This window comes from Nocardioides kribbensis (assembly GCF_015070375.1).
Taxonomy (GTDB): domain Bacteria; phylum Actinomycetota; class Actinomycetes; order Propionibacteriales; family Nocardioidaceae; genus Nocardioides; species Nocardioides kribbensis.
Genome location: NZ_JADCLL010000002.1, coordinates 38,993 through 53,948, shown reverse-complemented (window position 1 = coordinate 53,948; position 14,956 = coordinate 38,993). Strand labels below are relative to the sequence as shown.

At 76.1% G+C, this 14,956-nt stretch carries 14 protein-coding genes; 7 read left to right on the top strand and 7 right to left on the bottom strand.

What is annotated here, in order from left to right:
- Positions 1–9 precede the first annotated feature (9 nt).
- From aat to IR170_RS06005, 3 genes are all read left to right on the top strand, one after another.
- Positions 10–711 carry a leucyl/phenylalanyl-tRNA--protein transferase gene (aat, locus tag IR170_RS06015; protein WP_193661660.1) on the top strand — a complete coding sequence of 234 codons (702 nt, stop codon included), beginning with the start codon at positions 10–12 and terminating at the stop codon, positions 709–711.
- A gap of 152 nt (positions 712–863) precedes the next feature.
- A complete protein-coding gene (locus tag IR170_RS06010) occupies positions 864–1,343 on the top strand; it encodes a hypothetical protein (RefSeq protein ID WP_193661659.1) in 480 nt (159 codons plus the stop codon).
- A gap of 157 nt (positions 1,344–1,500) precedes the next feature.
- Positions 1,501–2,061, top strand: coding sequence for a hypothetical protein (locus IR170_RS06005; protein WP_193661658.1), 561 nt, complete (start codon positions 1,501–1,503; stop codon positions 2,059–2,061).
- A gap of 36 nt (positions 2,062–2,097) precedes the next feature.
- Here the strand turns inward: IR170_RS06005 and IR170_RS06000 are convergent, their stop codons facing one another.
- The gene (locus IR170_RS06000; RefSeq protein WP_193661657.1) at positions 2,098–2,433 is read right to left on the bottom strand and encodes a rhodanese-like domain-containing protein; all 336 of its coding nucleotides are present in this window, start codon (positions 2,431–2,433) and stop codon (positions 2,098–2,100) included.
- A gap of 90 nt (positions 2,434–2,523) precedes the next feature.
- A complete protein-coding gene (locus IR170_RS05995; protein WP_193661656.1) occupies positions 2,524–3,390 on the bottom strand; it encodes an Fpg/Nei family DNA glycosylase in 867 nt (288 codons plus the stop codon).
- A 198-nt stretch (positions 3,391–3,588) separates the two neighbouring features.
- Between IR170_RS05995 and IR170_RS05990 the strand changes: the two genes are divergently transcribed.
- Complete coding sequence (locus tag IR170_RS05990) at positions 3,589–3,849, top strand: hypothetical protein (protein WP_193661655.1); 261 nt, start codon at positions 3,589–3,591, stop codon at positions 3,847–3,849.
- Positions 3,850–3,924: 75 nt separating this feature from the next.
- Here the strand turns inward: IR170_RS05990 and IR170_RS05985 are convergent, their stop codons facing one another.
- Together IR170_RS05985 and IR170_RS05980 are read right to left on the bottom strand one after the other, a co-directional pair.
- Positions 3,925–6,315, bottom strand: a complete 2,391-nt coding sequence (locus IR170_RS05985) for a SulP family inorganic anion transporter (RefSeq protein WP_193661654.1) — start codon at positions 6,313–6,315, stop codon at positions 3,925–3,927.
- A 355-nt stretch (positions 6,316–6,670) separates the two neighbouring features.
- The gene (locus IR170_RS05980; protein WP_193661653.1) at positions 6,671–8,647 is read right to left on the bottom strand and encodes a S8 family peptidase; all 1,977 of its coding nucleotides are present in this window, start codon (positions 8,645–8,647) and stop codon (positions 6,671–6,673) included.
- Positions 8,648–8,869: 222 nt separating this feature from the next.
- On the opposite strand from IR170_RS05980, the gene IR170_RS05975 reads away from it, so the two are divergent.
- Positions 8,870–10,117, top strand: coding sequence for an ATP-binding protein (locus IR170_RS05975; RefSeq protein ID WP_193661652.1), 1,248 nt, complete (start codon positions 8,870–8,872; stop codon positions 10,115–10,117).
- Between the two features lie 61 nt (positions 10,118–10,178).
- Here the strand turns inward: IR170_RS05975 and IR170_RS05970 are convergent, their stop codons facing one another.
- On the bottom strand, positions 10,179–10,745 hold the full coding sequence (locus tag IR170_RS05970; protein ID WP_193661651.1) for an OsmC family protein: 567 nt from the start codon (positions 10,743–10,745) through the stop codon (positions 10,179–10,181).
- Between the two features lie 113 nt (positions 10,746–10,858).
- On the opposite strand from IR170_RS05970, the gene IR170_RS05965 reads away from it, so the two are divergent.
- A complete protein-coding gene (locus IR170_RS05965; RefSeq protein WP_193661650.1) occupies positions 10,859–11,749 on the top strand; it encodes a glycerophosphodiester phosphodiesterase family protein in 891 nt (296 codons plus the stop codon).
- 10 nt (positions 11,750–11,759) lie between these two features.
- Positions 11,760–12,710 (top strand): DUF5926 family protein, encoded by a 951-nt coding sequence (locus tag IR170_RS05960; protein ID WP_056865182.1) that lies wholly within the window; start codon positions 11,760–11,762, stop codon positions 12,708–12,710.
- 241 nt (positions 12,711–12,951) lie between these two features.
- On the opposite strand, the gene IR170_RS05955 is transcribed toward IR170_RS05960, so the two are convergent.
- On the bottom strand, positions 12,952–14,340 hold the full coding sequence (locus IR170_RS05955; protein ID WP_319804924.1) for an adenylate/guanylate cyclase domain-containing protein: 1,389 nt from the start codon (positions 14,338–14,340) through the stop codon (positions 12,952–12,954).
- Between the two features lie 13 nt (positions 14,341–14,353).
- Entirely contained in the window at positions 14,354–14,731 is a 378-nt protein-coding gene (locus tag IR170_RS05950; protein WP_193661649.1) for a Crp/Fnr family transcriptional regulator, read from the bottom strand.
- Positions 14,732–14,956 lie beyond the last annotated feature (225 nt).

The window sequence follows — 14,956 nt, the reverse complement described above, 5'->3', positions numbered from 1 at the left end:
GGTCGGCGGGTGCCCGTCGAGCCCCCGCCCAGTCCGTGGTCCTTCGGCGACCCGGGCCGCTTCCCCGACGACGACCTGGTCGGCATCGGCGCCGACCTCGAGCCCGGCACCCTGCTCGCGGCCTACCGGCAGGGTCTCTTCCCGATGCCCTCGGGCCACCGCGGCGACCCGATGTACTGGTTCTGCCCGCTCGAGCGGGGTGTGCTGCCGCTCGACGGGCTGCGTGTCTCGCGCTCGCTGCGCCGCGCGACGCGCGACTTCGAGATCCGGGTCGACACCGCCTTCGCCGAGGTGCTCGACGCCTGCGCCGACCCCCGGCGCCCGGCGGGCTGGATCGACGGCGAGATCCGCGCCGCCTACCTGCGCCTGCACGACCTGGGCTGGGCCCACTCGGTGGAGGCGTGGCAGGACGGGCGCCTCGTCGGAGGCCTGTACGGCGTGGCCAGCGGCGGGCTCTTCGCGGGGGAGTCGATGTTCCACCGCGTGCGCGACGCCTCCAAGGTCGCCCTGGTCGGGCTCGTCGACCTGCTCGCCGCCGACCTCGACGCCCACCCCGACCGGCTCCTCGACGTGCAGTGGAGCACCGAGCACCTGGCCAGCCTCGGCGTCGTCATCCTCAGCCGTGCCGACTACCTCGCCCGCCTCGCCCGCGCCCTGGAGTGCCCGCTGCCGGCGGCCTTCGGCGGCCCGGGCGCCCCGGGTCCGTCGTGACGCCGGTCGTGCCGGCGCGGTCGGGAAATCCTCGGGGTGGGAGGAGGCATGAACCGCGCGCGCTGGGGCAGGGTCAGCGTGCTCGGGCCCTCACGGGCGAGGACCACGTGGTCCCCGACGACCCCCTACCGACCCCCACGTCTGGAGATCGCATGTCCCTGACCCGTCTGCGCCGCGGAGCCGCTGCTGGCTCCCTCGTCCTCCTCGCCTCGATGGCCACCGCCTGCGGTGGCGGCGACGACGGGGCCTCGACCCCCGACGACGCCTCGTCGGACGACTTCTGCTCGACCTACTCCGACATCCTCTCGGGCATCGGCGACCAGGAGGAGCCCGACGCCGGCGCCATCAAGGACTTCGCCGACCAGCTGGCCGAGGTCGGCACCCCGGAGAACATCTCCGAGGAGGCCCGCGAGGGCTTCGAGATCTTCATCGACACCATCAACGACCTGCCCGACGACGCCTCCGCCGCCGAGATCGAGGACTTCGACCCCGACATCTCCGACGAGGACGACGCCAAGGTCGACGCGTTCTTCGAGTACACCGCCACCGAGTGCGCCGAGGCGCTCGGCATCCCCTCCGACCTGCCCAGCGCCGAGCTGCCCGACGACTCCTCCAGCGAGTCCACCGAGTGACTCCCGCGGGTCGGGCCGCTGCGCCCCGACCCACCGCGGGCCCGTCCCGCACCGCTGCGCACCGGCGGGCGGTGACCCGACACGGGGTCGCCGCCCGCCGGGGTGCGCTCCGCACCCGCCCAGGCTGCTCTCAGGTGCGCGTGCCACGCTCGCAACCATGCTGTTCTCCACCCTCGCCGACCGACCCGCCCGCCCCACGACCCCGCGGTCCTCGCGCCGGCCCCGGCGTGCGCCGCTGCTCGTGGCGGGCCTCGCGGTCTCGGCCCTCGTGCTCGTGGGCTGCGGGTCCGACGACTCCGAGTCGGCCTCCGACGCGGCCAGCCCGGCGGCGGCGAGCAGCGCCGCCGCGCCCGACCTCGGCGAGGCTCAGGGCCTCTGCGACGCGCTGACCAGCGTCGACGGGCTCGACACCGGATCCGACGTCGCCACCTTCGCCGAGGCGCTGGGCTCGGCCGAGGTGCCCTCCGACGCCCCGGCCGACGCCGCCACCGGCTACGACGTCTACCTCGAGAAGCTCCAGGAGGTCGACCCCGACCTCACCGCCGAGGAGCTGGCCGCCGAGGGCGACTTCCAGCTGAGCAAGCAGGAGAAGACCCAGGTGGCGGCCTTCGTGGGCTACGTCAGCCAGGTCTGCGCCGGTGCCGCGGCGTCGGAGTCGCCCTCGGGGTCGCCGTCGGAGTCGCCCTCGGGGTCGCCGTCGGAGTCGCCCGCCGAGTGAGGCCGGGCGGCCTCGGGCGACCGGCCTCGACCGGGCTCAGACGACCTGGGGCGGCTGGCCGGTCTCGCTGACCATGGGCCGGCCGGCGGCCTCCCAGTCGAGCATGCCGCCGTCGAGGTTGACGACGTCGTGACCCTGCTGGGCGAGGTAGCCGGTGGCCTGGGCCGAGCGGCCGCCGACCTTGCACACCACGAGCACCTGGCCCTCGGGCACGTCGGCGAGGCGCTGGGGCAGGTCCATGAGCGGGATGTGGACCGCGCCCTCGATGTGGCCGTGCTCCCACTCGACGGGCTCGCGCACGTCGAGCACCGCCAGCCCCTCGGGCAGGGGCTGCGGGACGCCGTCGACGGAGACGGTGGGGATGCCGGTCATGGGGGCCTCGATCCTGGTGCGGGGGTGCGTCGGGTCCGTGCAGGGGCTCGCCGGTCGTGCCGGGTCTAGCCGGGCGTGCCGGGTCCGACGCTACTTGAGCAGCCGGCTCATCCGGCGGTCGGCCAGCGGCTTGCCACCGGTCTGGCAGGTGGGGCAGTACTGCAGGCTGGAGTCGGCGAAGGAGACCTCGCGCACGGTGTCGCCGCAGACCGGGCAGGCCTCGCCGGCGCGGCCGTGGACGGCGAGGTTCGACTTCTTCTCGCCCTTCAGCTCGCTGGCGGCCAGGCCGCGGGAGCGCTCGACGGCGTCGCCGACGGTGCGGCGCAGGGCGGCGTACAGGGTGGCGAGCTCGTCGTCGGTGAGGCTGTTGGCCGGCTTGTAGGGCGACATCCGCGCGGCGTGGAGGATCTCGTCGGAGTAGGCGTTGCCGATGCCGGCGATGGTGCCCTGGTGGCGCAGCACCCCCTTGACCTGCTTGCGGCCCTCGCGCTGCAGGATCGCGCCGAGGACGTCGACGGTGAAGCCGTCCTCGAGGGGGTCGGGGCCCAGGCTCGCGATGCCGGGCACGTCGTGGGGGTCGCGCACGACGTACATCGCCAGGCTCTTGCGGGTGCCGGCCTCGGTGACGTCGAGACCGGTGCCGTCGTCGAGCTCGATGCGCACCGCCAGCGTCGACTTGCTGCTCGGCTTCGGCGGCACCATCGGCAGCTCCTCGCGCCAGCGCACCCAGCCCGCCCGGGCGAGGTGGAGCACGAGGTGGACCCCCGAGGCGTCGATGTCGAGGAACTTGCCGTGGCGGGTCACGTCGTCGACCAGCGTGCCCTCCAGCGCCGACAGCGGCGGGTCGAAGGTCTTCAGGGCGCTGAACGCCGCCACGTGGACCTTGACGATCGCACGTCCGTCGAGCCGGCCCTTCAGGTCCAGGGCCAGCGCCTCCACCTCGGGTAGCTCGGGCACGTCGCCGAGTCTAGGGGGGTGGGGTCGGCCGACCGGCGGGTTTCACCGGCCGGCCGGCGAAACCCGCACCTGTCGGCCGTCGCACGGGCCGACAGGTGCGGGTCCGGGCCGACAGGCTCGGGTACGCCGCGGTCCCGGGGTCGCAGGCAAGCGGACCGACCCGGTGACAGACGGGCGCGGGCGGAGCATCATGGGCAGATGTCACGCGTGCGCACGCTGCCCGAGACGGGGTCGATCCACCTCGACGCCCGCGGTGACGACCGCGCGCTGCGGGTCTCCTGGCACCCCGAGGCCGAGGTCGTCGTGCTGTCGCTGTGGCGCGACAACGTCTGCGCCGGGTCCTTCCGGCTCAGCGTCGACGAGGTGCCCGAGATGATCGAGGTGCTGCGCCGCGGCCTCGACCAGGCCTACGACGCAGCGCGCGCCCGCCGCCGCGCGGCCCGGGCCGAGCCGGCCTGAGGGTGCTGGCCGGGCCGGGAGCCCGGGCCGCGCGGGTGCGGGTCGTCCGCGACCGCGGGCGGTCGCGGGGTGCGCTCAGCCGGCCAGGTGGGCCAGCCGGTCGAGCTCGGCGTCGGTGAGGTCGACGAAGGCGTCGTCGCGCAGCACCGAGAGCGAGCCGTCGTCGATGCGGAAGAACAGCCCGACGAGCCGCACCCGCTCGAGCCGCTCGGCGCCGAGCACCTCGCGCAGCCGGTCGAGGGTGACCGCGACGTTGACCTGGGCGAGCTGGTCGACCTCGCCGTCACCGGCGGCCGCGGCCGACGCGCCCACCGGGTGCTGGGCCCGCCAGGCCGACACCGAGGGTGCGGCGTGGCGCAGCCAGCGGTCGACCGGGTCGCTGGCGTCGGCGCCCGCAGCGCCCGCAGCCCCCGCGGCCCCCGCGGCCCCTGTGGCCGGGCCGGCCGCCTCGTCGGAGGCGACCGCGGCGGTCATCGCGCCGCAGCCGGAGTGGCCGCAGACGACGACGACCTCGACACCGAGCTGGTCGACGGCGTAGAGCACCGGCGCGGAGACCGCGCCGTCGTCGTCGCCGTCGGCGGGGGCGAGGTTGCCCATGGTGCGGATGGTGAAGAGGTCCCCGGGCCCGCTGCTGGTGAGCTGGTTGGGCACTAGCCGCGAGTCGACGCAGCCCAGGAAGGCGGCGCGGGGGGCCTGGCCCTCGCGCAGCTCGTCGTAGACCGGCTGCAGCGAGGCCGAGGTGCGGCGGTGGTACTCGCGCACCCCGACCGCCAGCGGGTGGGCCGGGGCGGTGGTGCCGAGGTCGGCGCCCCCGTTCTGCCACGCGCCCCACGGCAGCCAGGCACGGGGGGAGACGGGTCGCGACTTGGCGGCCCGCTCGGCAGCGGCCTCCTCGCCGGCCGGGCCGGAGTGCTCGACGACGACCTGCCCGCCCTGGGCCTCGTAGCGGCTGCGCCAGTCGTCGATCTGGTCGCGGGCCGCGGGGTCGAGGTAGTCGACGAGCAGGTCGACCTCGACCACCTGGCCCTCGGGCACGGTGGCCAGACGCCGGGCCAGCACGGGCAGGGCGAGGAACGACACGCTGCCGTGCACCTCGACGACCCACAGGGCCCGCCCGTCGGGGGCGGGGCCGGCCTCGCGCACGTCGACCTTGACCTGGGCGGTGCGCCACAGGGTGAGCAGCAGGGCGCCGACCAGGCCGATGAGTACGCCCTCGACCAGGTTGAGCGCGAGGACGCCGACCACGGTGGCGACGTAGATCCACAGCTCGCCGCGGGCGCGGGAGCGGCGTACGTCGGCCGGCTTGACCAGCCCGGTGCCCATGACCAGCAGCAAGCCGGCGAGCGCGGCCAGCGGGATCTGCTCGACCAGGCCGACCAGCAGCAGGGCGAAGACGAGCACCCACACGCCGTGCAGGATCGCGGAGGCGCGGGTGCGGGCGCCGGCGGCGACGTTGGTGGCGCTGCGCACGATGACGCCGGTGACGGGCAGGCCGCCCAGCGCGCCGGAGGCGGTGTTGGCGACGCCCTGACCGACCAGCTCGCGGTCGAGGCGGGCGCGGGGCCCGTCGTGGAGCTTGTCGATGGCCACCGCCGAGAGCAGGCTCTCGACCGAGGCGATGAGGGCGACGGTGAGCACGGCGCCGGCCACGGCCAGGGGCGTGCCCTCGGGCATGGCGACGGTGCCGATCTGGTCGAGCAGCGCCCCGCCGAGGTCGACGCGCTCGGCGTCGGGCAGCCAGGCGGCGGCCATCAGGGTCAGCAGGGTGACGGCCACCAGCGGGCCGGGCACCGCCTTGACCCTGGCGGGCATCCGCGGCCAGAGCAGCAGGATCACCACGACGCCGGTGGCCGCGAGCAGGGCGTGGGAGTCGGGGGAGAGCAGCGAGGAGCCGATGGACTGCAGGTTGGCCCAGGCCGAGGGCTGCGAGGTCGAGCCGAGGGCCACGTTGAGCTGGCCCAGCACGATCGAGATGCCGATGCCGGCCAGCATGGCGGCGACCACGGTGGGCGAGATGGCCAGGGCGTAGCGCCCGAGGCGGGTGGCGCCGAGCACGAGCTGGAGCAGGCCGGCCATGGCGGTGATCGCGCAGGTGGCCTCCCAGCCGAACTCGGCGACGACCTCGGCCACGACGACGGTCAGCCCCGCGGCCGGACCGCTCACCTGGAGCGGGGCGCCGCCGACGATGCCGGCGAGGATCCCGCCGACGGCGGCGGCGATGAGGCCGGCGGCGACCGGGGCGCCGGAGGCCACGGCGATGCCGAGCGAGAGCGGTACGGCGACGAGGAAGACCACCAGCGAGGCCGGCACGTCGAAGCGGGCGTCGCGCCGGGCCCAGCCGGTCAGCGAGCGGCCCAGGTCGCGGGGGGAGGGGAGGCCTCCGGGAGGTCCGGACCCGGCGGGGGAGCCGGGGGAGCCGGGGGAGGAGGCGGGGTGGGCAGCGGGGGGTGCGTGCGTGTGGGTCACCGAGAATTCCCTGGGATCGACGGAGTGTGCGGTCTGTGGGGGAACGGCGAGAGTAGGCAGACGCGAGGCCCCGACACCCGGGCGTGTGACCTGGATCCCGGTGGTCGTAAGAGGATTCTCATCCGCCCCCGGGCGGGCCCCGGTGCGGCGGGGTCGCCTCCCGCTGCCTCTCAGGCCGTCTGCGACTGTCTAGCCGTGGGCCGAGACGGTGCGATACGCCGTCAGAGGGCCGTCGTGGGAGCGGCGGGGCACCGCGCGAGCGGCGGCGGCGTACGACGCCCCGCCGCCGAGGGTGGTCGGCGACGGGGCGTCGGGCGTGCGCGGCGTGCGCGGCGTGCGCGGCGTGCACGCAGGGTCAGCGGCGGGCCAGCTGGGCCACCTGGAGGAAGACGACGCGGCCGTTGACCGAGTCGCTGTCGACCGTGTCGGGGTCGGAGACGGCGTAGTCGCCGGTGACCCCGACGGTGTAGTCGCCGCGGGGCAGGCCCTCGACGAGGGCGGTGGCGATGCCGGTGGCGTAGGAGGTGTCGGTGGTGGTCGTGGCGACGACCTCCCCGGTGGCATCGGTGACCGTGGCGGTGAAGCCGGCCAGGTTGGCCACCGTGGCCGGCGTGGGGTAGACCAGCGCCACCTTGAGGGCGGCGACGCCGCGTCCGACGGTGACCTCGTGGGTGGCGGTGTAGCTGCCGCCGACCGTGAGCGGGGGTGCGGCCTCCTGCCAGAGGTCGGCGCGGCGCACGCTCCACCCGTCCTGGGTCAGCAGCCGGCGGTCGGCGCGGCGCTGGGCCGACCGCAGCCGGTCCTTCCAGCCGTCGGAGCGCACGAGGGTGACGGCGCGGTCGAGGTTGACGTGGCCGTAGCCGACCTGCCACGAGGGCTCACGACCGGTGTCGTCGCTCATCGGCGAGGCGGTGGCGACCAGGGCGCTGCGCACCTGGGCCACCGTGAGCCGCGGGTTGGCCTGCAGCAGCACCGCGGCGGCGCCGGCGACGTGCGGGGAGGCCATCGAGGTGCCGCTGGCGGTGGCGTTGCCGCCCTGCGGGCACGGGCCGATCACCGAGCCGGTGCTGTCGCAGGTGGAGGAGATGTCGACGCCCGGGGCGGAGAGGTCGGGCTGGGTGTTGCCGATCCGGTCGCCGAGCAGCACGGTGTGGCCGTCCTCCCCGATCGGCACCGCGCGGCCGTTGTCGACGGCCAGACCGTTGGAGGAGAAGCCGCCGCGCACCCGGTCGAGATCGCTGGCGGCGACCGACACGACCCAGGGGGCCTGGTTGAAGGGAGAGACGCTGGCCTCGCCGTCCTCGGCACCGGAGTTGCCGGCCGCGAAGACGCTCACGATGCCCTCGCGGGCGGCGGCGCGGGTGGCGACGTTGACGGGGTCGGTGGGGTCGTACTGGCGGAAGCTGTTGCCCCACGAGTTGTTGACGACGTCGATGCCGAGGTGGTCGGGCTGGGCCAGCAGGTAGTCGTAGGCCGTGACGACCGCGGTGGTGGTGATGACGGCGCCGATGGCGAAGCAGGCCAGGCGGGCGTCGGGGGCGACGCCGAGCTGCCCGGCGCCGGTCGTGCCGTCGGCGGCGATGATCCCGGCCACGTGGGTGCCGTGGCCCGAGCCGAGGTCGGTGTTGGAGTAGGGGCCCTGGTCGACGGGCACGACGAGCGCGGGCTCGGTGCCGGCGTTGACGTACTCGGGGCTGACCAGCGTGACGTTGTGGTCGACGTGGTCGGCGAGGTCGGGGTGGGTGGCGTCGCAGCCGGAGTCGACGACGCCGACCGTGACTGCCTCGCCGGTGAGGCCGCGGGCGCGCAGCGCGCGGGCGGCGCCCGGCGAGGAGGAGACGACGTCGCTGGAGGCGGTGTCGAGCAGGTCGAGCTCCTCGTCGGGGTGCGCGTCGAGCGCGGTGCCGCCGGCCACGGCGGCCACGAGCTGGGCCATCGAGCCCTGCACGAGCGCGAGGGGCAGGCGCTGCATCGGCTGGACGACGAGGCCGAGGTCGCGCAGTGCGGCGACCTGGGCAGCGCTCGGCGCGGCGGCGAAGGAGACCACCGCGCGGTCCTCGAGAGCGCCGGTGGCCAGCAGTCGGTCGAGACCCGGGCGCGTGGCGCGCAGCGCGGCCAGGTCGGCGGCGCTGGGCAGGGCGAGGTCGGCGGTGGTCGCGCTCGCGACGCCGACGACGGGCTGCACGGCTCCGGCGTACGACGCGGCCCCGGCGGGCGCGGCGACCGCGGCGGCGCAGGCGACGGCGAGCAGCCGGGCGCGGAGGGTGCGCGCGGGGCGGGTGGTCGGGCGTCCGGTGGGGCGGCTGAGCAGGCGGGGCAGCGGGCTGGTCACGGGTGGTGGGGCCTCTCGATCGGTTGGCGGGTCAACGCGGCGCGCCCCGGTGGGGTTACGCCGGTGCCCCGGCCCCGTCCGACCCCGCCGGGTGTGGCGCGACGCCGCTCGGAAGGGCGAGGCGCCGCGGGGGCCTGCCTGCGCCCGGTGGAGCGGGCGCCGGGCGAGGGTGCTCCGCGCGTCGTCTACGGCTGGGGCTAGAGAGGTGGATACGGTCCGGTCATGGACCCGATCCGCAACCCCTACGCGCCCGGCGCCGGCCAGCGCCCGCCCGAGCTGGCCGGTCGCGACGAGGAGCTGGCGACCTTCGAGGTGGTGCTCGAGCGCGTCGCGCGCGGTCGGCCCGAGCGCTCGCTGGTGCTCACCGGGCTGCGCGGGGTGGGCAAGACGGTGCTGCTCAACGCGCTGCGCTCCGCGGCGGTGCGCCGCGGCTGGGGCACCGGCAAGCTCGAGGCCCGCCCCGACCAGCGGCTGCGCCGGCCGCTGTCGTCGGCGCTGCACCAGGCGGTGCGCGAGCTCGGCGTACCCGGGCCTGGTGGTGGGCCCGGTGGTGGGCCGGGGTCGGGGGAGGAGCAGGTCGACCACGTGCTGGGCGTGCTGCGCTCCTTCGCCCAGCGCGACGCCGGCGCCGACGCGCGCCTCAAGGACCGGTGGAGCCCGGGCATCGACGCCCCGGCCGTGCGCGGGCGGGCCGACTCCGGCGACATCGAGATCGACCTGGTCGAGCTGCTCACCGACGTCGGCGGGCTGGCCGCCGACGCGGGCAAGGGGGTCGCGGTCTTCATCGACGAGATGCAGGACCTCGGCCCCGACGACGTCTCCGCGCTGTGCGCGGCGTGCCACGAGATCAGCCAGTCGGGCCTGCCGCTGATCGTGGTCGGCGCGGGGCTGCCGCACCTGCCCGCCGTGCTCTCGGCCAGCAAGTCCTACTCCGAGCGGCTCTTCCGCTACGCCCGCATCGACCGGCTGACCCGGGAGGCCGCCGACCGCGCGCTGAGCGCCCCGGCCACCGACGAGGACGCGGCGTTCACCGAGGCGGGGCTGGCGGCGATGTACGACGCGACCGGCGGCTACCCCTACTTCATCCAGGCCTACGGCAAGACCGTCTGGGACGTCGCGCCCCGCTCGCCGATCACCGAGGACGACGTGGCCGTGGCCGCCCCCGAGGCCGAGCGCGAGCTGGCCGTCGGCTTCTTCGGCAGCCGCTACGAGCGCGCGACCCCGGCCGAGCGGGAGTACCTGCGCGGCATGGCCGACGCCGCCGTCGCCCTGGCCGCCGGCGGCACCGACGTCGACGCGGTCGGCTCGGTGGCCACCGCCGACGTCGCCACCACCCTGGGCAAGAAGCCGCAGTCGCTCTCCCCGGCGCGCGACGCGCTGATGAAGAAGGGCCTGGTCTACTCCGGCGAGCGGGGCCGGATCGCCTTCACCGTGCCCCACTTCGGGCGCTACCTGCGCGAGCAGGCCTGACCCGCGCCGCCGGGTGGCGTGGCGGCGACGCGTGGGTCGGCGCAGGGTCACGCGCGGGGGGTCAGGCGCGGCGTACGACGACCCGCGGCGGCTCGCGCAGCGACTGCCCCACGACGCAGTAGCGCTCGGTGGTCGCGGCTAGGCGCGCCAGCTGCTCCTCGTCGACGGTGGAGCCCTCGGGCAGGGTGAGGTCGAAGGTCACGACGACGTCGGTGACCCCGACCGGGGCCTCGCGGTCGACGCCGAGGGTCCCGCGGGCGTCGAAGACGGCCTCCGCGGTGCCGGTGGCCGCGACCACGTCGACCCCGCTGGCCAGCGCGACGCTGCGCAGGGTCACCCCGGCGCAGGCGAGCAGCGCCTCGAGCAGCATGTCGCCGGAGCAGGCGTCGCTGCCGTCGCCGCCGGTGGCCTCGTGCAGCCCGGCCCGCGCGGGGCCGGCCCAGGTGTCGACGGTCGCGGTGACCCCGGGGTCGGCGAAGCCGGCGCGGGCCCGCAGCGGGGTGCGGGCGCTGGCGGGGTCGTCGCGGTAGCGCTGCTTGAGCGGCGCCTGGGCCGCGCGCACCTGCGCGCGCAGGTCGGAGGGCCCGGTCGAGGGCTGGGTCGAGGGCCCGGTCGGGAGTGCGGTCATGGCGCCAGTCTGCGCGGCCCGACGGGCCCGCGGACCGTCCGGACGGACGGGGCGAGACCGGCCCGACACGCGATCGTCACCCGCGCGGGCGCGGGCAGGAGCACACTGGGTCGATGAGGTCCGGCGCACGACGCCCCGACGCTCCGCACGGCCCCCGGGCCGGGCCGGCAGCGGCTGCGGCCGGCGCGCTCCCGCAGGTCGTGGCGCACCGCGGGGCCAGCCACGACAACGCCGAGCACACGCTGGGGGCCTACGTCGCGGCGCTCGACGACGGGGCCGCCGCGCTGGAGTGCGACGTACGCCTGACCGCCGACGGGCACCTGGTCTGCGTGCACGACCGCACGCTGCGACGCACCGCGAGCGCCGAGGGGGCGGTCTCGACCATGGAGCTGGCCCAGCTCTCCGAGCTCGACTTCGCCTCGTGGAAGCACCCGTGGGCCGACCTCGACGACGAGGCGCCCGAGCGCGACCCCGCCCACGACACCGTGCTGACCCTGCGCCGGCTGTGCGAGGTGGCCGCCGACTACGACCGGCGGGTGGAGCTGGCGATCGAGACCAAGCACCCCACGAGGTACGGCGGGCTGGTGGAGCGCCGGCTCGTCGACGTGCTGCGCGACTTCGGGTGGGACCGCCCGGGCACCCCGGCGCGGGTGATGAGCTTCTCCCACACCGCCCTGCAGCGCGTGGAGCGGCTCGCGCCCGCCGTGCCGCTGGTGATGCTGCTCGACAAGGCCGCGCTCTGGCCGATGGTGCACCGCGTGATCGGCCCCGACTGGCGGGTCGGGCCCGGCGTCGAGGTGCTCGCCGGGCACCCGCGGCTCGGCCCGCGGATCACGGCCTCGGGGCGGCGGATGCACGTGTGGACGGTCAACACCCGCGACCAGCTCGACCTGTGCGTGCGGCTCGGGGTGGAGGCGGTCATCACCGACCGGCCGGCCTACCTGCTCGACCTGCTCGAGGCGCGGGGACGCACCGGCGCCGACGGGTCGGGGGGCGGCGTATAGGTTCACGCCCATGGCGAAGAAGTCCCGCACCAAGGCCCGTGAGACCACCACCCCCGGCGAGGTCGGCCCACGCCAGCCCTGCCCCTGCGGCTCCGGCAAGCGCTACAAGGCCTGCCACGGCGCCCCCGGCGGTCCCGCGGCGACCTTCGTCAACCGCCCCTTCGAGGGCCTGCCCTCGGAGTGCGACGTCATCGCGCTGCGCGAGCTCGTGCCCGCCGGCACCGCCCCGCTGACCCTCAAGGACGGCGTCACCGGCTCCGGGCGCGCCGTCACGCTCTGCTCGCTGCTGCCGATGGCCGCGCCCGCCATGGTGCGCGACTCCGGCGAGGTGTGGCTGGGCCTGCAGGTGCAGCACAACTTCGGCGACCCCGCCCGCGACCTCGGCGCCGTGCTCACCAAGGCCCTCGAGCAGGCCGAGCGCGGCGAGGCCGGCATCGTCGGGCTCACCGGCGACCCCGGCGAGGGCCCCCGCCTGCAGGACCTCGTCGAGGGCGGCACGCTCGACGTCACCGTGCACGAGGGCTTCGACTACTGGATCGCCGACGTCGACGACCGCGACGGCATGGCCGCCGCGCTGGAGCAGGCCAACGAGGCCGCCGCCCCGACGGCCAGGCTGACCTCGGTGGAGTCGGCGTACTGGACCAACGTCGGCACCAAGGAGCACCTGCGCTGGGTCATGCCCGAGCCCGAGGACCGGCTGCTCGACGCCCTCGCCCGCCTGCACGCCGCCGGCAAGGACGACATCGCCCCCGGCTCGCGCCTGGTCGGCATGTTCCGCGCCCACGGCCTGCTCGCCCCCGTCTGGGACCTGCCCGTCGGCACCGGCCCCGAGGCGCTCGAGGAGCCGGCCGCGCAGTACGCCGCCGACCTCGCCGCCGCCCTCGCCGACGACGCGCCCCTCACCCCCGAGGAGCGCTCGGCCCGCAACGGCCTGGCCAACCGGCAGCTGACCATCCGCTGAGGGCTGGGCCGGCTCGGCGGGTTTCACCAGCCGGCTGGTGAAACCCGCACCTGTCGACCCACGCGTCGGCCGACAGGTGCGGGTCCGGGCCGACCGGTGTGACCCGTGGGGCCGGTGTGACCGGGCTGGACGTCGGCCTCGTCCTCGGCGCAGCAGCCGCCCGCCCGGCGTCGGCTCGAGGTACGCCGTGAGCGCGACGGCCCGCCGCGGCGCGGCGTCGATCCCCCGCGGGAGCCCGCGGTCAGCGGGGACGCACGACGTAGGCGGGCAGGCGGGAGTAGCCCTTCACCGAGACCCGCCGCAGCCGCTTGAAGCGGTACGCCGCAGCCCCGTCGCCCGGCGGTCCGGTGCCGGCGGGCCTGGTGCCCGCGTCGTTGTCGGCGTCAGTGTCGGTGTCGGGTCGCTCGTCGCGCCCGTGCCCGGTGCCGTCGCCGCCGCCGTCGTCGCCGTCCCGGTCGTCGGCCTCACCCCGGTCGGCGCCGGTGAGCACGTCGTGGGCGCCGCGGTCGACGAGCACGGCGCCGGGTCGGGCGACGGAGGTCAGCCGGGAGGCGACGTTGACGGTGGGCCCGAAGACGTCGCCGAGGCGGCTGACCACGTCGCCGTGGGCGACACCGGCCCGCACGGCGGGGAAGTCGTCGTGCTCGTCCTCGCCGCGGGCGGCCATGGCCAGGGCGACGTCGACGGTGGCGGCGACGTCGTCGGCGACGAAGAGCACCTCGTCGCCGATGTTCTTGATCACCCGGCCGCCCGCCTGCACGACGAGGTCGGAGACGGCGGCCTCGAAGCCCTCCAGCCATGCGACCAGCTCGGCGTCGCCGAGGGACTTGGAGCGCGAGGTGTAACCGACGATGTCGACGAAGCAGACCGCCATCGCGGAGGTCTGGGTGCCGGCGGCGCCGGTGGTGTCGACGGCGAGCAGGCGGCTGGTGGCCGTGGCCAGGTGGCGGCGCCACACGTAGGACTGCAGGTGCTCGACGCGCTCGAGCGCCTCGGTGGCGAGCACGGCGAGGGTCTCGGCGGGGTCGCGCCCGCCGGGCCCGCCTTCGCCGCCGACCGCCCGCGCCGACTCCAGGGTCACGTCGGCCAGCAGCGCGGCCTGCCACTCCGCGAGGCGGGCGTAGCTGCGGCCCCAGGTGCGCACCAGCGCCGACTGGCGCTCGGGGCTCAGCACCCCCAGGCGCACCAGGTCGCTGCTCCACCGCAGCGCCTGCACGTCGGCGGCGGTGAAGGCGACGTCGTCGTCACCGGCGGTCGGGAAGCCCAGCAGCCGCCACAGCTCCTCGGCGAGCTCCGAGGGCACACCGGCCCGCTCCGCGACCTGGCGCCGGGTCAGGCTCGGTGGCTCGCCGAGCAGGTAGGTCTCCAGGGGCGCCAGGGCCGCGGCCAGCACCGCCGGGTCGACGTCGCGGTCCTCTCCCGAACCTTCACCCGCCGCGCCGTCAGTCCGGCCGTCGGCCGGGCCGTCGGCCGCGCCGGCGCCGCCCGGGGCGGTCCCGTCGGTCGGGGCCGCCGAGGCGACCGCGGCTGCCTCGCCCACGGGGCCGGCCGCGTCGGTCGCGCCGTCGACCGCCGCGCGCTCGCCCGACCGGCGCCGGTCACCGGGGCGGTCGGCGTCGCGGCGGCTCACGGCGTACGCGGGGTCAGGACTTGTCGCCGAAGCGCTCGCGCGCCACGGACTCGAGCGCGTCGGAGAACTTCGGCATCTCCACACGCAGCCGCGCGATCGCGTCGTCGGTGAAGTGGATGAGCTCCAGGGGGGTGAGGGCGACGACGCTGGCGGTGCGCAGCGAGTGGTTCATCAGGGCGGCCTCGCCCATGATGTCGCCCTCGCCGAGCTGGGCGATCTCGGTGCCCTTGTGGCGCACCGAGACGGTGCCGGAGAGGATGACGTAGGCCTTGTCAGCGGGGGTGCGCTCCCAGATCGGCGACCAGCCCTCGGGCAGGGTCACCCGGGTGCCGGCGGAGCTGATCTTGGCGATCTCCGCCGGGCTGAAGGCGCTGAAGAACGAGTCGGCCATGGCTGGTGCCTCTTCCTGGTGCGTGCGTGTCGCGTGGTGCTCCCCGCGCGGGATCCTCCCGGAGTCGCTGCCGCGTGGCAAGCGGTCCGGGGGCCCGACGGCGAGCGGGTCGGCCGCGCCGTGGCCGCGGCCGCCGCAGCGGCCCCGTGGTGACGCCCGGTGCGCGCGACTGCCGCCCCGTCACGACGGGTCGGGAGGAAGTGTAACTGCGCGTTACAGCAGGCG